Origin of the sequence: Pseudalgibacter alginicilyticus (assembly GCF_001310225.1) — a bacterium.
Taxonomy (GTDB): domain Bacteria; phylum Bacteroidota; class Bacteroidia; order Flavobacteriales; family Flavobacteriaceae; genus Pseudalgibacter; species Pseudalgibacter alginicilyticus.
On sequence record NZ_CP012898.1, the window covers coordinates 2,049,054 to 2,071,864 of the forward strand.

At 32.6% G+C, this 22,811-nt stretch carries 23 protein-coding genes and 1 tRNA gene; 13 read left to right on the forward strand and 11 right to left on the reverse strand.

Annotated elements, in window-relative coordinates; genetic code table 11:
* Positions 1-127 precede the first annotated feature (127 nt).
* From APS56_RS08580 to APS56_RS08610, 7 genes are all read right to left on the reverse strand, one after another.
* A complete protein-coding gene (locus tag APS56_RS08580) occupies positions 128-2,254 on the reverse strand; it encodes a peptidylprolyl isomerase (RefSeq protein ID WP_054727198.1) in 2,127 nt (708 codons plus the stop codon).
* A gap of 228 nt (positions 2,255-2,482) precedes the next feature.
* The gene (locus APS56_RS08585) at positions 2,483-3,772 is read right to left on the reverse strand and encodes a hemolysin family protein (RefSeq protein ID WP_054727200.1); all 1,290 of its coding nucleotides are present in this window, start codon (positions 3,770-3,772) and stop codon (positions 2,483-2,485) included.
* Entirely contained in the window at positions 3,773-3,967 is a 195-nt protein-coding gene (locus APS56_RS08590) for a hypothetical protein (RefSeq protein ID WP_054727202.1), read from the reverse strand.
* A gap of 59 nt (positions 3,968-4,026) precedes the next feature.
* On the reverse strand, positions 4,027-4,581 hold the full coding sequence (lptC, locus tag APS56_RS08595) for an LPS export ABC transporter periplasmic protein LptC (protein ID WP_054727204.1): 555 nt from the start codon (positions 4,579-4,581) through the stop codon (positions 4,027-4,029).
* A complete protein-coding gene (locus APS56_RS08600) occupies positions 4,582-5,961 on the reverse strand; it encodes a tetratricopeptide repeat protein (protein WP_054731285.1) in 1,380 nt (459 codons plus the stop codon).
* 22 nt (positions 5,962-5,983) lie between these two features.
* Entirely contained in the window at positions 5,984-7,294 is a 1,311-nt protein-coding gene (gene bamG, locus APS56_RS08605; RefSeq protein ID WP_054727206.1) for a BamG family beta-barrel-assembly machinery protein, read from the reverse strand.
* Positions 7,291-8,022 carry a type III pantothenate kinase gene (locus tag APS56_RS08610; RefSeq protein ID WP_054727207.1) on the reverse strand — a complete coding sequence of 244 codons (732 nt, stop codon included), beginning with the start codon at positions 8,020-8,022 and terminating at the stop codon, positions 7,291-7,293. Before APS56_RS08610 ends, bamG begins: the two co-directional genes overlap by 4 nt.
* A 172-nt stretch (positions 8,023-8,194) precedes the next feature.
* Between APS56_RS08610 and APS56_RS08615 the strand changes: the two genes are divergently transcribed.
* Positions 8,195-8,267: transfer RNA gene (locus APS56_RS08615), tRNA-Phe, on the forward strand.
* A gap of 364 nt (positions 8,268-8,631) precedes the next feature.
* On the opposite strand, the gene APS56_RS08620 is transcribed toward APS56_RS08615, so the two are convergent.
* Positions 8,632-8,862, reverse strand: coding sequence for a helix-turn-helix domain-containing protein (locus APS56_RS08620; RefSeq protein WP_054727209.1), 231 nt, complete (start codon positions 8,860-8,862; stop codon positions 8,632-8,634).
* A gap of 176 nt (positions 8,863-9,038) precedes the next feature.
* Here APS56_RS08620 and APS56_RS08625 point away from each other — a divergent pair, with 176 nt between their 5' ends.
* The 3 genes from APS56_RS08625 (at position 9,039) to APS56_RS08640 (ending at position 11,271) form a co-directional block, all read left to right on the forward strand.
* A complete protein-coding gene (locus APS56_RS08625; protein ID WP_054727211.1) occupies positions 9,039-9,554 on the forward strand; it encodes a hypothetical protein in 516 nt (171 codons plus the stop codon).
* Between the two features lie 366 nt (positions 9,555-9,920).
* Positions 9,921-10,358 (forward strand): hypothetical protein, encoded by a 438-nt coding sequence (locus APS56_RS08635; RefSeq protein WP_054727215.1) that lies wholly within the window; start codon positions 9,921-9,923, stop codon positions 10,356-10,358.
* Positions 10,359-10,674: 316 nt separating this feature from the next.
* Positions 10,675-11,271 carry a hypothetical protein gene (locus tag APS56_RS08640; RefSeq protein WP_054727216.1) on the forward strand — a complete coding sequence of 199 codons (597 nt, stop codon included), beginning with the start codon at positions 10,675-10,677 and terminating at the stop codon, positions 11,269-11,271.
* Here APS56_RS08640 and APS56_RS08645 read toward each other — a convergent pair whose 3' ends face one another.
* Positions 11,272-11,541, reverse strand: coding sequence for a hypothetical protein (locus APS56_RS08645; protein WP_054727218.1), 270 nt, complete (start codon positions 11,539-11,541; stop codon positions 11,272-11,274).
* Between the two features lie 199 nt (positions 11,542-11,740).
* On the opposite strand from APS56_RS08645, the gene APS56_RS08650 reads away from it, so the two are divergent.
* From APS56_RS08650 to APS56_RS08690, 9 genes are all read left to right on the forward strand, one after another.
* Positions 11,741-12,319 (forward strand): restriction endonuclease subunit S, encoded by a 579-nt coding sequence (locus APS56_RS08650; protein ID WP_054727220.1) that lies wholly within the window; start codon positions 11,741-11,743, stop codon positions 12,317-12,319.
* Between the two features lie 206 nt (positions 12,320-12,525).
* Positions 12,526-12,750 (forward strand): DUF2188 domain-containing protein, encoded by a 225-nt coding sequence (locus APS56_RS08655; RefSeq protein WP_054727222.1) that lies wholly within the window; start codon positions 12,526-12,528, stop codon positions 12,748-12,750.
* A 56-nt stretch (positions 12,751-12,806) separates the two neighbouring features.
* Positions 12,807-14,291 carry a type I restriction-modification system subunit M gene (locus tag APS56_RS08660; RefSeq protein WP_054727224.1) on the forward strand — a complete coding sequence of 495 codons (1,485 nt, stop codon included), beginning with the start codon at positions 12,807-12,809 and terminating at the stop codon, positions 14,289-14,291.
* A 1-nt stretch (position 14,292) separates the two neighbouring features.
* Positions 14,293-15,477, forward strand: coding sequence for a restriction endonuclease subunit S (locus APS56_RS08665; RefSeq protein ID WP_082379301.1), 1,185 nt, complete (start codon positions 14,293-14,295; stop codon positions 15,475-15,477).
* A 2-nt stretch (positions 15,478-15,479) separates the two neighbouring features.
* Positions 15,480-15,773 (forward strand): hypothetical protein, encoded by a 294-nt coding sequence (locus APS56_RS08670; protein WP_054727227.1) that lies wholly within the window; start codon positions 15,480-15,482, stop codon positions 15,771-15,773.
* 5 nt (positions 15,774-15,778) lie between these two features.
* The gene (locus tag APS56_RS08675) at positions 15,779-16,447 is read left to right on the forward strand and encodes a DUF3800 domain-containing protein (RefSeq protein WP_054727229.1); all 669 of its coding nucleotides are present in this window, start codon (positions 15,779-15,781) and stop codon (positions 16,445-16,447) included.
* 4 nt (positions 16,448-16,451) lie between these two features.
* Complete coding sequence (locus APS56_RS08680; RefSeq protein WP_054727231.1) at positions 16,452-16,991, forward strand: hypothetical protein; 540 nt, start codon at positions 16,452-16,454, stop codon at positions 16,989-16,991.
* Between the two features lie 167 nt (positions 16,992-17,158).
* On the forward strand, positions 17,159-20,422 hold the full coding sequence (locus tag APS56_RS08685; RefSeq protein ID WP_054727233.1) for a type I restriction endonuclease subunit R: 3,264 nt from the start codon (positions 17,159-17,161) through the stop codon (positions 20,420-20,422).
* 5 nt (positions 20,423-20,427) lie between these two features.
* Positions 20,428-21,132 (forward strand): M48 family metallopeptidase, encoded by a 705-nt coding sequence (locus APS56_RS08690; protein ID WP_054731289.1) that lies wholly within the window; start codon positions 20,428-20,430, stop codon positions 21,130-21,132.
* 12 nt (positions 21,133-21,144) lie between these two features.
* Here the strand turns inward: APS56_RS08690 and APS56_RS08695 are convergent, their stop codons facing one another.
* The gene (locus tag APS56_RS08695; protein ID WP_157757637.1) at positions 21,145-22,356 is read right to left on the reverse strand and encodes a hypothetical protein; all 1,212 of its coding nucleotides are present in this window, start codon (positions 22,354-22,356) and stop codon (positions 21,145-21,147) included.
* Entirely contained in the window at positions 22,325-22,615 is a 291-nt protein-coding gene (locus APS56_RS08700) for a helix-turn-helix domain-containing protein (protein WP_054727236.1), read from the reverse strand. The genes APS56_RS08695 and APS56_RS08700 overlap by 32 nt, the downstream gene beginning before the upstream one ends.
* Positions 22,616-22,811: the final 196 nt, after the last annotated feature.

The following is a 22,811-nucleotide window of genomic DNA, read 5'->3' on the forward strand; positions in this document are numbered from 1 at the left end:
TTCAAATAAAACCTCTGTCAACAATTGAAAGAAAAATCCAAAACCAATGAGATTCCACACACCATGTAAAAACAAATAAAAAAAAAGCCTCGTTAATTCGAGGCTTTTTCTTTCTTAACACGGAATTTTATTGAACTTGCGACTTAGCTCTATTATCTTCAATATCTGCGGCTTCTTTTAAAGCGTTATAAAGTTTTGAACTTACCACATTTGATTTTTGTGCCTCTACTTGATTCGCATAAGACTGATAGTTATCTAAAACAACAGCTGGCTCTATTTTAGTTACTTTAATCATATATACACCATTATTCCCATCAATCAAATTAGAAGTTTCTCCTTCTTTTAAAGCAAATGCAGCACCTACAACCAATGGTTCTCTACCTGCACCAGAAAGTGTTGGGTTTTTCATGTTTATTGCAGAAGCAGATCTTACTGAAGTTTTTTCTGCCTTTGCTAAATCCTCTAGTGTTGTTGCAGAAATTCTATCTCTAATAATTTCTGCTTTTTTCTCTTTTCTAATAGCAGGAATTGCAGTTGCTTTAGCTTCTTCAACAGACATTAATCCCGCTTCATGCTTAGCTACTAATTGCACTATTGCATATCCTCCAGACACATTAAAACGCTTAACTTTACCTACCTTAACATCTTCTTCAAAAGCCCATCTTACTATCGGTCTTTGATTACCTATACCTGGAATATTTTCATCCAAAACTTTAATACCGTTAACGGGACGGGCAGAATAATTATTTTCGTTAGCTACCTCGTCAAAATCTTTTTCAGTTACAGCTATTTCAAAATTAGATGCATCTCTAAAAACTTTTGAAATAGTTGCTTCTGAAGGCTCTATTTTTCTTGCAATTGTAGCAACTTTTATAGCGCGTTGTATATTTTTCTGATCTTGTATGTCGATAATATGAAAGCCAAAGACGGTTTCTACTACTCCAATATCACCTTTACTTTGTTGAAAACAAAAGTCATTAAATTCAGGAACCATTCTTCCTGAAGTAAAATAACCTAAATCACCTCCTTTTTGAGCACTACCTGTATCTGCCGAAAGCTCTTCGGCTATAGCAGCAAACTTAGACTTGTTAGATTTAAAAATAGCCAATAAACTATCTGCTTGACGCTTAGCCTCCTCTTTTGGCAATGCCGTTTCTGTTGCAGAACGCGATCCTATAAAAGGTATTAAAATATGTCTAGCTTGAACTGAATCTGGCTGTTTAGTAACATCAATTACTTTTGTTATTTTATAATAGCCATTGTCTTTATATGCCCCGTAAATACCACCTACATTCAAATCAAAAATACTATCCGCTGCTACAGTTGGCAACCCTGACTTGAACACAAAACGATCTTCAAACTTGATATCTGAATGACTATTAACAAATCCTTCATTATCAGTTGTGTTTTTAAAACCTATTACCGTTTCACTTGCTTTAGCCGCTTGATTATACTCTTCTTTATCATTTAACAAGCTTTCTACTTCAGCTTTTATTGCATTTTCATCTTCAACAGTAGCCATTTCTTTAAATTCAATATATCTAATATCTCTAGACTCCTCAACTTTATATTGTTTTTCATTTTTAGAAATATAGCTTTTAATATCAGACGTAGTAACTTGCACTGTACTATCAATCACAGACGAAAAAGGGACTTGCACATATTGAACATCTACTTTATTGCCTTCTAACTTATGCTGTAATTCTCCTTCTGCTAAAGTTCCTGTTAACCCAGCTTTAACCATATTGTAATAGTTTTGCTGAAGTGCATTAGCTGCCAAAGATTTTTCATAATTAATCCAACTTTCATAACCTGCAGGAGACGTTTCTTTTAAATTGATTATGTACTCATTCAATTTATTCTCATCAAACAAACCCGCTTCGTTTAAAAATTCAGGACTTGATGCTAAAGCTGTTTTTAGCAAATCACGCATTTGATCTTTTTCTACAGTAATACCCAATTTTTCAAATTGAGTTTCCATAACTGCTTGACGTACTTCTTGATCCCAAACACGATTCATAACCTGCGAACTTGTAGCAGTTGCACCTGATTGTTGCTGAGCTACTTCTACTTTTTGAAGAAACTCTTCTCGTGTTATATCTTTTCCATTAATAGTCGCCACAATGTTTTGCGACTTAGCTATTAAAGCATCACTGTTTTGAAACAAATCTGCCAATACAAATGAGAATAGCGCCAACGCTATGATTAATATCAAAAAAAGAGAACGTTGTCTAATTTTATTTAAAACTGCCATGGGTTATTTAAATTTATAAAAACTATAAGTTTGTGTTTGTTTTTTATTTTCTGCTAAACAAAATAATGTCCGCGAAAATACCATTTTACATTTAATAATAAAAGGGTTATTTTGTATTTGTTTATCCTTAAAATAGACTTCCGTTTCCCTTAGCTTTACATTTGTTGTTAAGTTATATTATAATTAACTTGAAAACTACAAATTTTCTTAAACACTAAAACTAATAAACTAATCTTCTTGCAAAAGCCTCAATTCTACTAAATTAATTTTTGTGTTTGTAGCTTCTAATATTGTAAACTGAAACGCTTCAATAATAACTACTTCATTTTTAGTAGGAATCTCTTCTGTAGCATTTACAATCAATCCGCCAAGCGTTCCATAATTTTCACTTTCAGGAAGATTAATCTTATAGGTTTCATTAATATAATCTACATCCAAACGGGCTGAAAATTTAAAAACATTTTCCTCGAGTTGTTCTTCTATTAACACAATAGTATCGTGCTCATCTTCAATTTCACCAAAAAGTTCTTCAACAATGTCTTCCACTGTCATAATTCCTGAAGTACCTCCATATTCGTCCAAAACTACGGCAATACTTTTCCGCTTTTTTATAAGTACATTAAGTACATCATTAATCAACACGGTTTCAGGAACAAATTCTACCGGCAATATAATAGATTGTATACTTTTTGGTTTTTTAAACAGTTCAAATGAGTGTACATAACCTAAAATATCATCAATAGTATCTTTATAAACCAATATTTTTGTACAACCAGATTCTGTAAAAAGTGCATTTAGCGTTTTAATGCTTTCACTTTTTTCAACAGCAATAATTTCGGTACGTGGCACCATTACATCCCGTGCTTTAACTTCAGAAAACTCCAACGCATTTTGAAAAATCTGTATTTCAGTATCTACATCTTCATGCGCCTCTACAGATTCCATTTGCTCACTAATATAATGCCCAAGTTCTACCTTAGTAAAAGCCATTTGTATTTGATCGCCTTCGGTTTTAAAAAAAAGTTTTAAAACCGTATCTGATATCCAAATAACAAAGTCTGAAACCCCGGAAAACAACACATAAAATACATAGGCGGGTATTGCTAATAATTTTAGCAAGCTATTAGAATAAATTTGAAAAAACACTTTTGGCAAAAACTCTGCCGTTATTAAAATAACTAAAGTTGAAATAATCGTTTGAGTTAACAAACTTAAATCTGTTAGTATGTAGTTTACAAAACTAGACGACGCTGGAAGCAGGGTTTGAAACTTTTCAACAAGCAGATCACCCATAAAGAACCCATAAACAACTAAAGCTATATTATTACCAATTAGCATGGTTGCAATAAATTTTGAAGGTCTAGCAGTTAGTTTGGAAAGCACTTTTGCCAAAACTCCCTCTTGCATTTTCTCAATTTCGATATGAATTTTGTTTGAAGAGACATAAGCAATCTCCATACCCGAAAAAAAGGCTGAAAGTAATAAGGATACGATTATAATAACAACCACAAGACTCATTTATTTTGAATCGTCTTTATTGTCAAATTTTTTATAAAATTTTCTTCTAAAAAAAAACATAAATAACGCCGTAGCCCCTAACAGTATAGAAGGATAGGCTACAGTTGCTGTATTTGCCCATTTGGATACAGCATCATAAAAAAAAAGTAAAGCAAATATTAGATAGGCGTACTGAAAATATTTTTGATATTTCATCGGTATGTATTTATGGGGTAAAGATACTCAAAATTGAGAATACACAGATGGTTTTTCAACTATTCATTAAGTGTTATGATACCATTTATTTCTAAAACCTCCGCTTGACTAAATTCTTTATCAGAATCAAAACCATTGCCATTAATTAAGTCTGTGCCCGTTCTAAATTTTACAGGCTTATTGGTAAAAACCCACTGTTTAATTTTATCAAAAAATAATTGTTCGGCAAACAAAGTATCCTTGGTTTCTGTTGACAAAACAACATTCCCTTGCAAATCTGTTAAACCTGTTTTATCATAAATGATAGCATAATCAGATCGGATAGTTGTTTTTTGATTTTTAGAATCAAACAACTCTAAATGCATACCATCTGGAAATTCATTAAAAGCAAAATCCCTGTTTGAATAATCTATCATTTTAGGACTTGTAAGAATCGATTCTACCTTACCTGAATCTATGTGTTTAAGTATTATATTTTCAGCAACACCTATAGGTTCATTATCTGAAATGCCAATTTGTTGCACTTCTTTCAGTCTATTATCGCATGAAAAAAACATAGTCACCGCAATTACGGTGACTATGTTAAATATATGATATTTTAAAAAAAGTTTCATTTATATACTAGGTACTGTAACACTAGCCCCTATCCAACATCCAATTTTTATAACTTGACCACCATTACCTTGGGTAAAGATGTCTGATTTTGTTGGTGCTTTAGCTTCATAATTTTCTGCTGTTTGAGCAGCAGCTTTATTTAACGTTGGATCCACTCTTGATGCTTTTCTAGCCTCATCTGCAGCTAACCAAAATACCGCTCTTTTACTAAAAGCATCGTCACCACAACTATTAGCACTTGAAGCATACATCCCTGCAATAGCTAAATGTGGGTTCCCATTTGATGGATTGTATTTTAAGGCATCTCTAAAATAATTTCTTGCTGCAGAATAGTTTCCTCGTCCTTTTAATTTTAAACCAATTCTATACGCTAATCTTGATTTCTTAAAGTGATCTGTTTCCAAATCAAGAGCTTGTTTATAAAACGCCATAGCTTCAGAAGACTTTTTCTCTTTATCTTTTAGGATTCCTAAATAGAACGCTGAATTAGCTGACGGGCTTAAATCATGTAAGGCATTTACCAATTTAAAGAATAATGGATCATCTGTACATTCCTTTTCAGACATTTTGCCAGCTGCACGTCTTAACCAAACTTCATCAGATTTATTTGCTTCAAAATCTTTTTCATATAAAGGAATTAAGTTTTCACAATTTGCCCTGTCTCCTAATTTTCTATCAATACCACTTGAAATTTGATCATAAGCCTTTAAATAACTTTCATAGTATGGCTTGTAACTAGTTTCTGTTTTTGTTAAAGGCGTTCCTGCTTCTTCCTTTTCAAAGATTTTATTTAAGTTTTCAGAATAGTTTTGTACTTCTTCTTCAACCTTTTCTGCTATATCATCATATTTATTAAATAATTCAGCATCTGTTTTCTTTTTAGCATCATATAATCCCACCATTAAAGAAAAATATGTATACAAGCTTTTAGGGTTTGTAAAAGTTGCCTTATCAGCCTTAAATGCAGCATCAAAACAATCGTATAATTCCTCATCAGTTTTTTCTAAATCGGCGTTATTATCATACATCAATTGACAAGCTTTAGCAGCATATTCTCCTTTTTTTGTTTTTTCGGGAAAATGCAACAATCTCTCTTCCCATAACTTCATCAAATCGTTGATAGCGGCCACTTTTTCTGCTCCAGTTGTATTTTCTATTTTATTAGATAAAATAGCTTCCCCATCGGAATAAATAGCAATATTAAATTTAGGACACATTTTTCTAACCTCGCTCCATGGCTCTACTGCTGCTTCAAAGTTTTTACCTTTCACATATTCATGAAATATAGAAAGCTTTGTCATGCATTCTTCTTGCTGTGCAAAACTAACATTTGCGACCAAGAAAAATAAGGTTAATAATAAAGTAATTTTTGTTTTCATGATATTCATTTTTTCACTATTGTTAGTCATATTTATGTTTCCCAAACCATTTATCGTTCAAAGATAAACTTAATTGTAAATTAATAAAATTCTCTTGTATTAAATTACTGTTAGTTGAACCTCGTTTTCCTATTTCTAAACCTATGTTTACATTAGAAAACACATCGCCAACTGGTAGACCTACTCCAAAAGACATGCCAAACTCTTTTACATCCTCGTTGTTAATTGTTAAACCCGTATCTTCAACATATACCCCACCTCTATAAACCACTCTTTTAAAATAACTTGTAAATGAATTATATTCTGGAATGTAGAACCCTCCAAATGAAATGGTTGAAGCATCTTTAAACGTAGCATTATTACCACTACTTAATATTACGTTCTTTAAATTGCTGGTGTTTTGAAATAAATATTCTGTTCCAACAAACCATTTTCTAGGTTGACCAACTCCTAAACCAACAGATACCTTAGATGGTAGTATTAAATCTGTTTCTTTTAAACCAAGAGCTTCTAAATCTACATCTAAATTTGAGTAAACGAACTCATCACCTGTAGAGCGATCATATAATATTGTTGAATAAGAGCGTTCATTCTTGGATGATAACTTACTCTCAATAGAATATGTAACACCTGAAACTATTTCTAACTTTTCATTAAGCATTTGTTTATAAGATAGTCCTAAATTAAAATTTAAACCACTCAAATCTGCTCTATTTGTTTCTTTAGACTGATACTGTAAAGGCACATCATCGTCGTCATAAACAAATTCAATAATACTATTTTGCACATTACCAAAATTATATTGAGCATCAACCCCTACGCTTAAACCATTTACAATTTGATACCCAAATCCTAAAAAGGCTTTATTAAGCCCTCCTTCTCCTTGAAACCTATTTAATAAATCCCCTGCTGTATTATTATTATCCAATTTATAGCCTACGGCGGTAGAAGGCATAATACCAAATCCAAATCCAAATTTTCCCATAGGAATAGACATCGCTAAATAATCAAAACTTACTGCTGAAGCATTGTCTGTATTGTTAGTACTTTTTAAATTTAAACTAGAATAACTACTACCAACAGAAAACTTAATAGGTCTACTTTCGTTATTAAAATATGTTAAATTAGGAGTAGCATAAGAAGCAGGATTCCGCAAATTGACATGAATGCTATCAGTATAAATACTCAATCCACCCATACTTCTATTCTCTGCGGTTCCTTTAAACTTTTGGCTTCCAATACCATAAAAAGAATACAGTGAAGCGGTGCCTTCTTGGGCATATAATTGAATTGCAAAAATTGCAATAAAAACCAATACAAGTTTTTTTATCATTCGTTATTATTATATTGTAAAATAGCGTTCAATCCCTCTAAAAGGAAATTAGAGTTGGCAAATATGCTACTTTTTAATTGTTTAGACAAGAAATTAGTATCTCCTCCTGTTAAAATAACTGTTAAATCCGAAAATTTATGTTTATAACTATCAATCACACCTTCAATTTCATTTATAACGCCATAAATCACTCCAGAGTGTATAGAACTATTTGTGGAATTTCCAATGATACTTTCAGGTTCCTCTGTTTCTAACAACGGCAAATTGGCTGTAAAATTATGCAAGGATTTATAACGCATTTGAATTCCTGGCGAAATAGCACCACCTAAATATTCATTTTTATCAGTTACAAAATCATAGGTAATACAAGTACCTGCATCAATAATAAGTTTGTTTTTGTTAGAAAACTGAAATATAGAAGCACTAACCAAAACCATTCTATCAATACCTAAGGTGCTTGGTGTAGCATATTTATTAACAAATGGCAATACCGTTTCTCTATTTAAAAATAAAACATGAAGCTTATTCTTTAAATAATTTACATCACTCTCTTTTATTTTTCCAACTGAAGCTACAATAGCTTTTTCTATGACGGGAAATTTATATAATAACTTATCGACTTCCTCTAAAAAAACATCTGATTCTACTACCGCTTTGACTTCAAGAGTATCACCTTCAAAAACAGCCAGTTTAAAAAAAGAATTCCCTACATCTACTACTAAATTCATTTATCTACCAAAGTTGCTAAATTACAAAACACACAACAAAATCAAATACTATTTTCACTTAATGTTAACATAATAAGCCAACTAACTATTTTTACGAAAAAAAAGTAACTATTTTTTTAAATTTTCTTTTGGTGAATAATAAAAATGAATATATTTGCATCCGCTTTGGCGAGGTACCTTAGCTCAGTTGGTAGAGCAAAGGACTGAAAATCCTTGTGTCCCTGGTTCGATTCCTGGAGGTACCACTTAAATTAACCCTTATTCGTTTGGATATCAAACTTTTAAGGGTTTTTTTGTTTCTTAAAGGGGACAACATTCGGGACAACATTTGATTTTTTGACTAAAAATTAACCTACCTAAACCTATCTATATTTAATCCATTATCATTTCCTGTAGCATACTCCCATCCTATTCTTTTATCAAGAAATTTTCTTAAAAATCTCCAAACTTTTAATATTTCTCAAAAAAAGTCTGTGATTTAAAACATTTAAATTTTTGAAGGAGGGGTATGGAAAAAAACATATATATAGTGCCCCTCAAATAAAAGGGTAGGGTGTCTCCCTTTTAGAATTAATGGATTTCGAATTAACTAATGCCAAAAAAATTATATTAAATTTTTTTCAAGTCTATAATTTCAGAAATACTCACATTAAGAGCTTTGGCTATTTTAATTACAGTAATGATATTTGGAATATGCTCCCCTCTTTCTATCCTTCCAATTTGGTTTTTAGCAACATTAGCATCTACTTGCAGTTGAAATTGGCTTAAATGTCTTTCAAGACGAAGTTGGCGAACATTATCGCCTATTTGCTTGATTATTTCTTTTTCAGACATTTCCATGCCCAAAAGTCCTTCTATCTGTAAAAATTATTAACCCCACGTTTGTGGTATTTAATAATTATCCTTATCTCTGTATTAAATAATAGTTAAACAAATAGTTGAAACCTTAACAGAATAAATCCCTTTTAATTAGAATTTAACAAGATAGTTTAGTTTGTAAAAAAAGAAATTAAGTTATGACCATACCTATTTTACTTGGGCTAGTAATTTTATTGCTTGGGTTTATTTCCATGAACAACACCCACCAAAAAGAAATTAATAAAGAGTTTAGAGATAAAGAAGAAAGTAACAAACAACATATAGAATTATTAAATGAGCATGTAAAAAGGAAGGAAAAAATACCAAATCTTATCAAAAAAATTTTTGAAGCAAATAATAATTTCAGGTTTGAAAACAGCAAATATGAGAAGAACACTAAACTAGTTTTAAATACTGACATCTATAAATTTACAATTACTATTTGTGAAGAAGAAGGGGTTATCCTATATGGCGGAAGCCGAGCAGATGGCAGAACCTTATTAAAAATAGATTACGCAAATGATATTGTTCCTAAAACCAATTTTAAATACAATCTATATGATGAAGTAGATTTATTTAATGAACTTTATAATTTTATTTCAGATGCTAATAAATTATGTAAAGTAAAGCATCACCCATTTGAACAAAACAATCAAAATTCAAAAATATCGTAAGACAAAATACTATAATAGAAGCACATCGAGAACTAAAAGAACAGCTTGTTAAAGCCACAAAAGACACTACCAAAGCTTTAAACAAGTATCGCTCAACGTATAGGTCATGTTTAAACTCAGGAAATTTAGATGATAGTAGCCTATTGTCAAGCGAAGCTGAATGGAACAAAAAGCAACAGACCATGAAAACTCTAGAGCAGATACAAAAGATACTAGAAACCAACAAAAACGAATCTGGTGTATATGATACAGAAGCAATAGACAGGGAGTTAATGAGCTACACTATTATATCAACTCAAAAGGAACTTTTTGATATTGCAAAGTTGTTCTCAGACTACAGAGAAAAGATATTTAACTATTGAAATTATGGAAACAGAGCTTATAAAACTTAAAACAAAACAAGAGAGTTCCACTAAAGACCATTCTCAACTAATAAAGAAAACCTTCTTAAAAGCCTGTCAAAAACTGGATGCTTCCATATTTAAACCTCTTATTGATGAAGACCAATATTTTGAAGAACTGGATAAGTACAGATTTTTACAATCCATGAAATCTCAATTTGACTATTTAAAGGGACTTGGATTAGAAGAAGTAAAATTGTCCATGGGTACTTGCAAAATGTGTTTTGTTGGGGATAAAGTATATGAATTCTACAAAGAGCCTAACAAAGGTAAACCTGCTTTTGCCTATAACATAAAAGAAGAAAATGGTTGTATTAAGGACATTTTTAGATGTAATTATAGTGATGGGCACGAAAGGGATGCTCGAAACAACAGCGACCCAGATATTACATACTTATTTTAAAACATAAACCCTCATTTAATCCATTAACTATTATTTAATCTGGCATAAATTAATAGTAATTTATGCCTTGCCAAGAAGTCAATTATTCCATCCATTTTACCTTTTTCAAAAGGGTTTTGATTTTAAATATCAATTAACTCATTAAACTGATTTTGTAATACGTATATACTATAGGGGATTTTTTTATCTAAAATTGCCCAAAAAAAGTGGCTTTTACGATTAGGCTGTGTTCTGCTCAGATACAAACAAGTAATATTTCTTAAATTACGAGCATAGCTAAAGACAAAGTTAAACTTCACATAAAATCATAGTAATTATGAAAACTACAGTAGCTGCCAAAAGAGCTTTTTTAGACCTCCTATTTATTAAAAATCAGGTTCACAAATTATTAGGGAATGATGAAAAATATCGGAAATTAATAGCTTTTATGATGTCTAACGATTTTTTAGAATCTGATGAGCCATTGCCTTCATTAAAATCAATGGAATCTTCTCTAAACATGAAAGCCCATAAACTTAGAAAACTTATTACTGACTTATATAATGAATTATTCAGTTACGAATTAAAACATGGCTTGAAATTCAATAAACTGGAAATTTATTTCGACTTGCATTGTTTTGAAGGTCAATTTGGTTATTTCAAGTGTACTGATTTGGCATACATCCCTAGAGTTGGGGAAAATATGACCATCCCATTTTTAAAGGCAAAAGTTGGCACAGATTATTTCTATGTATATAGTATTCGGCATACGCTTGAAAATGATGTTCAGAGAATTGATATAAGATTAAACTCTGGCTTTTTTAATCAATATTTTCACTTTGAGAAACATAAAGCATACGAACTGGGAAGAATCAGCTTAGGTGATTTATTTCGTAAGCATGATTTGAATTTGAAAGACAAGATGGAGCTGTAATTATTTTTTAAGTATAAATAAAACAAGTTCTTCTAAATAGCCATGTTTTGAAAGTGAAACACCATTTTTATCATACCCCAGCTCAATATCAAAAGACTCATAGTGAATTGGTTCGAAACCATTACTTAACAAAAACAGGTTAACTTCATCAATGGTAGTTTTTAAACTTGTTTTACTTTCAAAAGAACGACAAAACTGATTTGCGTTAACCAAAAAGCCACCAAAATTTTTGGCTTCTTCGTTGTTTTTAGGGAATTTTTTTGCCAGCATAAAACTAGATTTTTTTCAAATATATGTATTATCTTTCAGAATCATAAAACACCAATAACCTCAATAGGTTAGATAATAAAATATTTTTTTGAAACTATCTACAAAATAAAAAATATCAAAAAAATGTGATTTGAAATGCTCTACAGTAAATATTTTTTATACATTTGTACCAGAACAATGATAAAAAATAGAGTGTTGTATGGTTTATAAGCTTGGAAATATTGCAGAAATTCAGTTTGGTTCTTATGACAAACCCCAAGAAAAAGGGAGTATAAAGTACCTACATGCTGGTCATTTTGATAAGCTTTTCAAGCCCACTAAGTTTGAAGAAAGCTTTGTAGAATTAGATGGTAAAAATGATAAATTCCTGCTACAGCCTAATGATGTTATTTTAGCTGGCAAAGGTCATCGTACTTTTGCATGGGCTTATAATCCCGATTTTGGCAAAGCTATCCCCTCCTCTCTATTTTATACCATCAGAACAAAACCTTCCAAGGTATTAGGGGCTTATTTGGCTCAATTTCTCAACTCAGAAAAAACACAATACAACCTTAAACTTATTGGGGCTGGAGCAACTATTACATCCATCCCAAAAAAGGAACTTGAAGAAATAACCGTTGAAATCCCTTCTCTGGAGGAACAGAAAAAAATTGTTGATTTTATTGAGCTATTGGATGAAGATTTAAGATTAACACAAAATTTATTAGAAAAGAGAGCTGCTCTTAAAAAAGGGCTTGTAAATAAATTAATTAGTAATCTAATTAAAATGAAGACATAAAAAAAAGTCTTAAAAAGTTAGTCCCTTTTTAAGACTTGGTATAAGGTATTGTTTTTATCAGAGGCTCGTCACCTAACTGAAACTAACAATGTTGTAACGAAACAAAAGTATGCCTTATATATGACATATCAAAGCATTGGTTTGTCTGGACTCGGCAAGAAAACTCTACTCCGTAAAAAGATTGAGTGTATTTTAAAATCATAATTATGTCTAAAACAAGGCACGTAGTACCGAATTCCGATGGTGGTTGGGATTCCAAAAAAGGAGGAGCAGAAAGAGCTTCCAAACATTTTGAAACCAAAAAGGATGCTGAAACCTACAGTAGAGATTTGTCTCGAAAAGAAGGTTCTGAATTGTTTATCCATGGAAAAGATGGTAAAATTCAGCGAAAGGATTCTCATGGTAACGATAAGTTTCCTCCAAGAGGATAAGTTAAATCAATCTGAAGGGAGCAGCACCCCTGCTCTCTTCTTTTAAAGAATATAATATGAGTAAGTTAACACAAAAACAAATCAACGATAAGGTCTGGGCTGCATGCGACACCTTTAGAGGCACCATAGATGCCACACAGTATAAGGACTATATTCTAACCATGCTCTTCATTAAGTACATTTCTGATGTGAATAAAGAAAAGAGAGCAGATTATATGGATAAATACAGTGGTGATATAGAGCGTGTGGAACGTGCCATGAAGCATGAGCGCTTTAAGGTGCCAGAAGACAGTTCGTTTGATTATTTATACGATAACAGGAATGCAGACAATTTGGGAGAGCTTACCAATATAGCTCTAGAGAATATTGAAGATGCCAACCGTTCCAAATTGGAAAAGGTTTTCCGTAATATAGATTATAATTCAGAGCCTAATTTGGGGCAAACCAAAGACCGTAACAGACGTTTAAAGCACTTGTTGACCGATTTTGTGGAGCTGGATTTAAGACCATCCAATTTAGAAGGTAACGATGTGATAGGAGATAGCTACGAATACCTAATAGCCAACTTTGCCTCTGATGCTGGTAAAAAAGCTGGTGAATTTTACACGCCATCTCAAGTTTCAACCTTGTTAGCAAAACTGGTGGAGCCAAAAGCTGGAGATAGAGTATGCGACCCAACCTGTGGTTCTGGCTCTTTGTTATTAAAGGTAGCTGATGAAATTGGCAGTAAAAACGTGGCTCTTAATGGTCAGGAATTAAACGGTAGCACATGGGCATTGGCTCGCATGAACATGTTCTTGCACGAGATGGACAATGCACACATAGAATGGGGCGATACGCTTAACAATCCATTACTTAAAAAGGATGATGCCCTTATGAAATTTGATGTGGTAGTAGCCAATCCTCCTTTTTCGTTAGATAAATGGGGAGCCGACAATGCCAGTGCCGACAGATACAATCGTTTTCATAGAGGGATTCCACCTAAAAGCAAAGGTGATTATGCCTTTATAACCCATATGATAGAGACCTTAAATGAGCATGGAAAAGCTGGTGTGGTATTACCTCATGGTGTTTTGTTTAGAGGAAGCTCTGAAGCTAAAATCCGTAAACAGCTTATAGACGAAAATATATTAAAAGCAGTGATAGGCTTACCAGCCAATTTATTTTTCGGTACAGGTATACCAGCTACCATTTTGGTATTTGATAAAAACAAAGGCTGCAACACAGAGGTGTTATTTATAGATGCCAGTAATGAGTTTGAAAATGCCAAAAACCAGAACAAACTCACTAATGCTAATATTGAAAAAATAGTAAGCACCTATAAAAACTGGGGAACGGTTGACAAGTACAGCCATGTAGCCACACTGGAGGAAATAAAGGAGAACGATTACAACCTTAATATACCTCGTTATATGGACACCTTTGAAGAAGAAGAACCAGTAGATATTAAAGCTACCCAAGAAGAGATAAAAGCCATAAAACAACAAATTAAAGCAGTAGAGCAAAAACTAGAGCAACATTTACAAACATTAGGGTTTTAATATGGAGGTAATTGAAGAACATAAAGTAGGTTATAAAAAAACAAAACTGGGTTGGATTCCTGAAGATTGGAAGGTAGTGAATTTATCTAATGCAGTTGATTTTTTAGATGGCAAAAGAAAACCTATTAAAGAATCTGACAGAAGTAAAATGCAAGGTCATTATCCTTACTATGGTGCATCTGGAATAATTGATTATGTCAACAACTACATTTTTGATGATGATTTAATCCTTCTTGGTGAAGATGGTGCAAACATCTTAACTAGAAGTACTAGACTTGCATTTAAAGTATCAGGCAAGGTATGGGTTAATAATCACGCCCATGTTCTAAAACCCAAAAAAACCTTCGATATTGATTTTCTTAATGACTTTTTAGAAAGCATTAATTATAGAAAATACAATACTAGTATCGCACAGCCAAAATTAAATAAGGCTGAGTGCATGAAGATTCCTATTTTATCACCCCCAATTGAAGAACAAATTAAAATAGGTGAAATTTTATCTGATTGGGACGAGGCTATAGAAAAAACGCAAACACTTATTGAAAAGCTCCAACTTCGTAAAAAAGGGTTAATGCAACAGCTATTAACTGGTAAAACTCGCTTGAAAGGGTTTAGCGGTAACTGGAAAGAGGATAAACTTGGTAATTACTTTACTGAAAGAAAAGAAACTGGTCATGACAATTTACAGTTACTGTCAGTAGGAAGAAATGGCGTTTACCCTCAAGATACAACACAGAAAAAAGATACTTCAAATGCTAATAAGTCTAAATATAAAAGAATATGCATAGGAGATATTGGCTATAACACCATGCGAATGTGGCAAGGCAGGAGTGCTTTATCTGAAATAGAAGGAATTGTTAGTCCAGCATACACCATCTTGAAAGCGAAAGAAAATACAAATCCAGTGTTTTTTAGCTATCTATTCAAGCTTGAAGAAATGATTCATAAGTTTTACAGAAATTCTCAAGGTATGGTAAGCGATACATGGATGTGTAAGTTCAAAGATTTGAAGATTATTAAGTTTCAAGCTCCATCATGTAGGGAGGAGCAAACTGCAATAGCTGAAATTTTGGTAACAGCCGATAAAGAAATAGAACAGCAACAAAGCTATTTAGAGCAATTACAAGCCCAAAAAAAAGGCTTGATGCAGCAGTTGTTAACTGGTAAGATTAGAGTAAAAGCATAAAGATGGATAAAGAATTTGAAATATTAAACAACTTAAGTCCAGCTCAAAGAGCAGAGTTAGAAAAAGACATGCAGCAATTATATGTGCAATGCTTTAAGCAAACCAAAGGGCAGATAGAAAAACTTAAAGATGTTACCGTGAATATACGATTGCAGGATGAAGTGTTTTTAAAAGTCACTTTTGAGTTTGATAGAGCCATTGGTGAGCAAGGAACTGGAAGGATAACAGCCTTGTCCAAATATCCAAACAAACTGGCTTATGAAGCTGCGGTTAATGCAGAAAAAAATATGAACTAAAAACTATGAGCAAAACATTCAATCTATATTGTGACGAAAGCACACATCTACAACATGATGGCAAGCCATACATGATGATAGCCTATATTAAATGTGCCTATCCACAAATTAAACAGCACAAGGACTACATCAAGCTACTTAAAGCCAAGCATAAGTTTCATGGTGAAATGAAATGGTCTAAAATCTCAAAATCCAATGCAGAGTTTTATGCTGATGTAATAGACTATTTTTTTGCTACAGACCTAAACTTTAGGGCAATAGTGGTTGATAAATCGCAAATAGATGAAACTCGTGAGGGCTTTACCTATGACGATTTTTATTTTAGAATGTATTACCAATTGGTAGCTCAAAAAATGGCTGCAAAATACACCTACAACTTGTATTTGGATGTAAAGGACACCAGAAGTCAGGATAAATTGTCAAGGCTTAAAAATATACTGGACAACCACCATAACATAAGAAACATTCAGTTTATCAAGTCTTACGAGAGCTACCTCATGCAAATAGCAGATGTGATGATGGGTGCCATAAACTACCATATTAGAGGTTTAAATAAGGTTACGGCAAAAAATAGGATTATTGAAAAGATGCAGTCGCATGCTAAAATCAACCTTAAAAAATCCACCCCAAAAGAAGCAGAGAAGTTTAACCTATTCTATATAGACTTAAGATAGTGGTATGCCTCATAATCAAATTAAAAAATATCCGCAGCTATTGGAAATTATGCATCTTAACGAGTATGCAAGAAAAGTATCGTTAAGAGCCATTTTTGATAGGGACATAACCGAAAACGACAAATTCCTATTCAATAAAAAAGTCATTAGACCAACCAAATTGGATGGTGAAATAGATTTAGGCAATGTGTTTACACACCTAATCACAGAAGATATTTATGAGACCGATGAAGATGGCAAACAGGTTAAGCGCAGAGAGTTTGAAAAAGACAGAGCACACCGTTTACACTGGCTAAAGCCTCATGTAGAAGCAAAAATTAAAGATGAAGTCCATTGTTTTTCTGTAGTTGAAAGAGACCAAAGAAAACGTAAGGGCGTAGTAAGAACCTATATTTTTAATGTTACTGAAAAGTATGTAGTTGTATTGGAGCCACAGAACTCAAACAAGGATTATTACTTGCTTACAGCTTACTATTTAAACAAGAAATATGGTTTAAAACAGATGAAGAAAAAAATGAAACAAAAGCTTGCTGAACTCTATTAAAACCGCAAGGCTCGGTACAAATCTTGTTGTATCGAGCCTCGAAACTCTGTCTTCCTATATTCGGTAAGATGAGCAGTGCAAATTTATGATATTTTAGCTATAAAGCAAATAAATTGATAGTTTTTAACAAGTTATAAACAAAAATAATACCAAAATATTAACATGTCATGAGTAAAACACCATCATTTTTAGAAGACCATATATCGCAGATACCAGCGATTCAATTGCTCATTAACATGGGGTACCAGTATGTATCACCTGAACAGGCTTTAGAGTGGCGTAATGATAAGAAATCTCATGTCTTGTTTGAAAATATTCTAAAAGAACAGCTTAAGAAAATCAATAGTATCCAAAGGAAGGGCAAAAGCTATGAATTTTCAGAAGCTAATATCAATTCGGCTATTTTGTCATTAAAAGACTTACCTATAAACGAAGGGTTTTTAAATGCCAATGCAGCATTTTACGACCTGATTACTTTAGGCAAAGCATTAGAGCAAAGCATTGACGGTGATAAAAAAAGTCATACACTACAATATATAGATTGGGAAACACCAGAAAACAATGTGTTTCATGTTACCGAAGAATATGCGGTTTTAAGAACTGGCAGAACGGACACTTACAGACCAGATATTGTATTATTTATCAATGGTATTCCAATTGTAGTTATTGAATGTAAAAGCCCGTCTTTAAGTGGTACCAAATCACCTACCGAATTAGCTATTGAACAACATATACGTAACTTCAGTAAAACTGGCATTAGGTCACTTTATATATACTCTAATCTGTTATTGAGTATTGCTGCCAATGATGGCAGCTATGCCACAACAGGAACCAGTAAGGAGTTTTGGTCAAAATGGAAAGAGCAATTTGCCAATAAAGAAACTGAATCAAAGTATTGGGACGGATTACAGGCTTTAAAAAACAAACCTTTGAAAGAATCAGTCAAAGACCAATTGTTTACAGAACGCACCTTTGGATTCAATTATGCAAGATGGTATTTTGATAGTCTGGAGGAAGAAAATAGACCACTGACCAAACAAGATGAGTTATTGTACAGTTTATGTAGACCAGAACGATTGATTGATATTATTAGAAACTTTACTGTTTATGACGAAGGCATAAAAAAAGTAGCCCGATACCAGCAATATTTTGCAGTAAAGGACACTTTAAAGCGAGTAACACATTTTGACAATACAGGCAAAAGGCAAGGTGGTGTAATTTGGCACACTCAAGGAAGCGGAAAATCACTAACCATGGTCATGTTGGCTCAAATGATAGCTTCAAGTCCAAAAATATCTAATCCAAAGATTCTATTGGTAACTGATAGGATTGATTTAGATGACCAAATATCTGACACTTTTAAAAAGTGTCAAAAAGAGGTTAAGCAAGCCAAAACAGGTTCTCATCTAACGGAACTTCTACATGATAAAAGTGATGCGATTATAACCACTATTATTAACAAGTTTGAAGCGGCAGTAAACCAATGCAAGCAACCGTTTTTATCACCAGACATTTTTGTAATGATAGACGAAGGGCACAGAACCCAATATGGTAGTTTTAATGTGAGCATGCAACGTGTATTTTCAAACGCTTGTTTTTTAGCCTTTACAGGGACTCCTTTGATGAAAAAGGAGAAGAGTACCGCCAACAAGTTTGGAGGCTATATAGGGCTTCCCTATACTGTTAAAGATGCTGTAGAAGATGGTGCTGTGGTACCATTGCTTTATGAAGGAAGACATAATCTTATTACAGTTGATGAAGACCCTATAAACAGGTATTTTGATAAACTTTCAGAACCGCTTTCAGATTATGGTAAAGCCAACCTCAAAAAGAAGTTCAACACCATTAATGAATTGAATAAAACGGAGAAGGTTATTTATGCCAGAGCATGGGATATTTCGGAGCATTACAGGAGCTTTTTCCAAACTGAAGGGGACAAGTATAAACCGAAAGCTCAATTAGTTGCACCAAGCATAAAAACAGCTCTCTTATATAAACAGTATTTAGATGAAATTGGTATGGTTTCATCGGAAGTCGTTGTCACTCAATCAGACCCACGAGAAGGCACCGAAGATGGATTTTATAATGTTAATGAAGAGAAGGAACGAGAAGATGCTTATTTCAATGCCATGATTGATAAATATGGGGACTTAAAGCGATTTGAGAAAAGTATTATAACTCAATTCAAAAAAAGAGAGCATCCAGAAATCTTAATTGTCGTTGCAAAACTGTTAACTGGTTTTGATGCACCAAATAACACAATCTTATACTTATGCAGGTCGTTAAAGGAACACACACTTCTTCAAGCTGTAGCCAGAGTTAACCGTGTATACCCTGGAAAAGACTATGGCTATATTATTGATTATTATGGCAATTTAGAGAATTTGGACAATGCATTAAGCACCTATTCTGGACTAGCAGAATTTGATGATTCTGAATTGGAAGGCACATTGACCAACCTTAATGAAGAGGTGAAAAAATTACCTCAAGCCCATTCAGAACTTTGGGACATTTTCAAGACCCTTAAAGATAAAAATCTGGAGCCGACAGCATATGAAGAGCTATTAGCACCTGAAGATATTAGAAACAAGTTTTATGAGAAATTGAGTCATTTTGCACGTCTTTTAAAGATGGCTTTGTCTTCAATTGATTTTGTAAACAATACTGATGACAAAAAGATTAACATGTATAAAAGAGATGCCAAATTCTTTTTGAAATTACGTGTTGATGTAAAAAGGCGTTACAACGATAACCTCTCTTACAAAGAGTTTGAACCTCAAATTCAGAAGCTAATTAATAAGCACATCTCTACTGAAGGTGAAATAATGAAGGTTACTGAATTGGTAAATATTTTTGACAAGGAAGAGCGAGAGGCAGAAATAGAAAAAATCACAGGAAAGGCATCTCAAGCAGACCATATAGCAAGCCGAACCATAAAGGCAATAAATGTTAAGATGCAAGAAGACCCTGTGTATTACAAAAAGCTTGCAGATTTGATTAAAGAAACCATAGAGGAGTATTATTTAAAACGCATATCGGAAACTGAATTCTTGAAAAGAGCAAAAGAGCATGAGGATAGATTTTTACATGGCAGGTCTGATGATGCTCCAGAAGAATTAGCAAACAATGATGCTGCATTAGCTTTTTACAACTTTAGTAAGTCCATTTATGATGATTCCGAATTATTGAAAACACCTTTTCATATTGAAGTAAGTTTAGCCATTGATAACACAGTTAAGAAGCATATTTATCTTAATGGAAATAAGATTATTGAATGGCATAAAAACAATGACATTACAGGTAAAATTAATATTGTTTTGGGAGATGTACTCTATGAGCTATTGAAGAAGTTTGATTTAGACACGGACTGGTCTAAAATTGACCATTTGATTGAAGAATGCATGAAAGTAGCCATTTTAAAATACAAGTAGTATTTATGAAGCAGCAGATTCAATACGGTAATACCACCATAAATTTTGATTTGGAGTTTGCGGAAAGAAAAACATTAGGCATTAAAGTACATCCTGATAAATCTGTAAACGTTTTAGCTCCTCAAGAAAGTACCATTGAAAAAATTAAGGAAAAGGTAAAGAAAAAGGCTTCATGGATAATCAAACAGCAAGACTTATTTTTGTCCTTCCATCCACTTACTCCAGCTCGAAAATATGTTAATGGAGAAACCCATTTATATTTAGGGAAACAGTACAGACTAAAACTTCATGAAACTTCCAATCCATCAATAAAATTGGCTGGAGGTTATATTCATGTTGCTACAAAAAATCTCGATGACAAAGAAGCTATTCAGAGGCTTTTAAAGAGCTGGTATAAGGAAAAAGCGGAACAACACTTCAATAAACTATTTGAGGAGCTTAAATCCATCTCTAAAGGCTTTTATGACCACAAACCGTCATTAACCTACAGGTGGATGCAAAAACGCTGGGGAAGCTGTGATAAGAACGGAAAGATACATTTGAATTTGGAGTTAATAAAGGCTCCCAAAAAGTGCATAGAATATGTTATAGTACATGAGCTTTGTCACTTAAAATATCTAAATCACAGTACAGCTTTTTATGACCTTTTAGATAAGGTTTATCCTGACTGGAGGGAAACTAAAGATAGGCTGGAGAGGTTGATGGTTTGACAAAAAGGGTTTTTAACTGTTCTTAGCATAATTGTCATTTAGTAATTTTATGTCAGATTTATATAATGGATAATATTTTTTAATGGTTTTTAAATTAAGACCAGTTATAGACCTAATACCTTTCTGAGTAATTTTACCCATAGTTTCAAAGTCCCAATCATAAATTGCATTTTCAATTTTAATCTTTGAATTCTCCGTTCTTCCTGCGTTAATAAGTCTCATCATTTCACTCTTCCTCTGAGAAACATTTAGTTGATAATCTTTATTATAAACAAACCTTCGAGTTTTATTCATAATGGGAGCAAAGTTTTTTATTTCCATGACACTTTCAACAATTTTCCTTATTTTAAAATTATGTAGCGGTGGATGGCATTGCTCCTGATTTACAATCTTTAATAAATTGTATAGTGTTTTAAAATTAACTTTAGGATTTAGTGCTCTTACTTGATAAGCATATCCGCATAACCCATTATTCCTATACCCCTCTTGGTAACCTCCAAATGGGATATAAGCATCTGCATACTTAATTTTCTGTTTAAAATCATAAATAACCTCTCCATCAAATTCAATATTCTCGATAAGTTCGTCAAGGTTGTCAAATCTCAGATTATGAAATTCAGAGCCCATTACAGTCCCTATAGTCTTTTTAGTTTTTTTAGTACTGTACTGGTCTTTTTTCGAAATAGCCAAAAATGTATTAGAAGTATTATTTAAATATAAATCTGGGTCATAGGATAGTACATTTACTTGAGTAGCTTTTCTAGCTCCATTGTCGCTATGAATGCTTAGCTCTCTACTGATTTCATTATAGGTATAAGAGAAATTAGCTTTATTTAATCCATTTACTTTTACGAGCACTCCTCGCCCATGTCCTGACAAGGAAACCCAAGAAGCAAATATTAAAGGGTTGCCTAGTTCAATTTCTAAGTTGTTATCAATATCCAAATAGATATAACCAGATGCCTCATTAATTGTATCATTACTCCTAATTTTATTAAATGTGAAGTTTAACGAATAGCAAGGAAGATTCGTTTGCTTAAACAAGGTATAGTTCTCCTTGTTAGATTTATAAATCTCTCTAGCTTCTAATACCTTATTGGCATAATCTTCACCACTTTTTATCTGGTATAGAAATTCTTCAGGTGACACGAAACCCTCTACTAAATCGGATGATTTTATGCTTGGAAAATAATTAAACATTACAACCTCCTTCCATTGCATCATCAATATCTTTTCTTTTATAATATACCCTACTACCAATTTTTGTAGCTCGTAAAACACCATTCTTATTATACTTCCATAATGTTGCATAACTGACCTTTAATAAGTCCTTAGCCTCTTCTCTAGTAAAATACTCCTTATCTTCTCTTGGTTTCTTTTGAACAATAGAATCCTTCTTTTCTAAAAGGGACAATATCTCTTTTCTAAATACTTCAAAAAACTCCTCAGTAGTCATTTGAAAAATATGCTTCTTATTACTCATAATATTTACTTTTTAAATGTTGAACAAATAGTTCAGAATTTTTCTAAACCTTAAAAAGTTAATTGCGCACTAATAACTTGAAGACATAATTAATATTTTTAAATGCTAAAAACAACGACTTTAAAAACTTTAACAAATTGACAGTCAGCAACTTAAATTAACTAATTCAAACCAAATGAAGATTACACAACTATTT

What these genes read in the sequence shown, in the direction of transcription:
- APS56_RS08640 (WP_054727216.1), top strand. Translation starts at nt 10,675, where the DNA reads ATGAAAACTACAGTAGCTGCCAAAAGAGCTTTTTTAGACCTCCTATTT.
- APS56_RS08635 (WP_054727215.1), top strand. Translation starts at nt 9,921, where the DNA reads ATGGAAACAGAGCTTATAAAACTTAAAACAAAACAAGAGAGTTCCACT.
- APS56_RS08700 (WP_054727236.1), bottom strand. Translation starts at nt 22,615, where the DNA reads ATGAGTAATAAGAAGCATATTTTTCAAATGACTACTGAGGAGTTTTTT.
- APS56_RS08665 (WP_082379301.1), top strand. Translation starts at nt 14,293, where the DNA reads ATGGAGGTAATTGAAGAACATAAAGTAGGTTATAAAAAAACAAAACTG.
- APS56_RS08650 (WP_054727220.1), top strand. Translation starts at nt 11,741, where the DNA reads ATGGTTTATAAGCTTGGAAATATTGCAGAAATTCAGTTTGGTTCTTAT.
- APS56_RS08600 (WP_054731285.1), bottom strand. Translation starts at nt 5,961, where the DNA reads ATGAAAACAAAAATTACTTTATTATTAACCTTATTTTTCTTGGTCGCA.
- APS56_RS08670 (WP_054727227.1), top strand. Translation starts at nt 15,480, where the DNA reads ATGGATAAAGAATTTGAAATATTAAACAACTTAAGTCCAGCTCAAAGA.
- APS56_RS08660 (WP_054727224.1), top strand. Translation starts at nt 12,807, where the DNA reads ATGAGTAAGTTAACACAAAAACAAATCAACGATAAGGTCTGGGCTGCA.
- APS56_RS08695 (WP_157757637.1), bottom strand. Translation starts at nt 22,356, where the DNA reads ATGATGCAATGGAAGGAGGTTGTAATGTTTAATTATTTTCCAAGCATA.
- APS56_RS08610 (WP_054727207.1), bottom strand. Translation starts at nt 8,022, where the DNA reads ATGAATTTAGTAGTAGATGTAGGGAATTCTTTTTTTAAACTGGCTGTT.
- APS56_RS08585 (WP_054727200.1), bottom strand. Translation starts at nt 3,772, where the DNA reads ATGAGTCTTGTGGTTGTTATTATAATCGTATCCTTATTACTTTCAGCC.
- APS56_RS08675 (WP_054727229.1), top strand. Translation starts at nt 15,779, where the DNA reads ATGAGCAAAACATTCAATCTATATTGTGACGAAAGCACACATCTACAA.
- bamG (WP_054727206.1), bottom strand. Translation starts at nt 7,294, where the DNA reads ATGATAAAAAAACTTGTATTGGTTTTTATTGCAATTTTTGCAATTCAA.
- APS56_RS08645 (WP_054727218.1), bottom strand. Translation starts at nt 11,541, where the DNA reads ATGCTGGCAAAAAAATTCCCTAAAAACAACGAAGAAGCCAAAAATTTT.
- APS56_RS08580 (WP_054727198.1), bottom strand. Translation starts at nt 2,254, where the DNA reads ATGGCAGTTTTAAATAAAATTAGACAACGTTCTCTTTTTTTGATATTA.
- APS56_RS08690 (WP_054731289.1), top strand. Translation starts at nt 20,428, where the DNA reads ATGAAGCAGCAGATTCAATACGGTAATACCACCATAAATTTTGATTTG.
- APS56_RS08685 (WP_054727233.1), top strand. Translation starts at nt 17,159, where the DNA reads ATGAGTAAAACACCATCATTTTTAGAAGACCATATATCGCAGATACCA.
- APS56_RS08620 (WP_054727209.1), bottom strand. Translation starts at nt 8,862, where the DNA reads ATGGAAATGTCTGAAAAAGAAATAATCAAGCAAATAGGCGATAATGTT.
- APS56_RS08625 (WP_054727211.1), top strand. Translation starts at nt 9,039, where the DNA reads ATGACCATACCTATTTTACTTGGGCTAGTAATTTTATTGCTTGGGTTT.
- APS56_RS08655 (WP_054727222.1), top strand. Translation starts at nt 12,526, where the DNA reads ATGTCTAAAACAAGGCACGTAGTACCGAATTCCGATGGTGGTTGGGAT.
- lptC (WP_054727204.1), bottom strand. Translation starts at nt 4,581, where the DNA reads ATGAAACTTTTTTTAAAATATCATATATTTAACATAGTCACCGTAATT.
- APS56_RS08590 (WP_054727202.1), bottom strand. Translation starts at nt 3,967, where the DNA reads ATGAAATATCAAAAATATTTTCAGTACGCCTATCTAATATTTGCTTTA.
- APS56_RS08680 (WP_054727231.1), top strand. Translation starts at nt 16,452, where the DNA reads ATGCCTCATAATCAAATTAAAAAATATCCGCAGCTATTGGAAATTATG.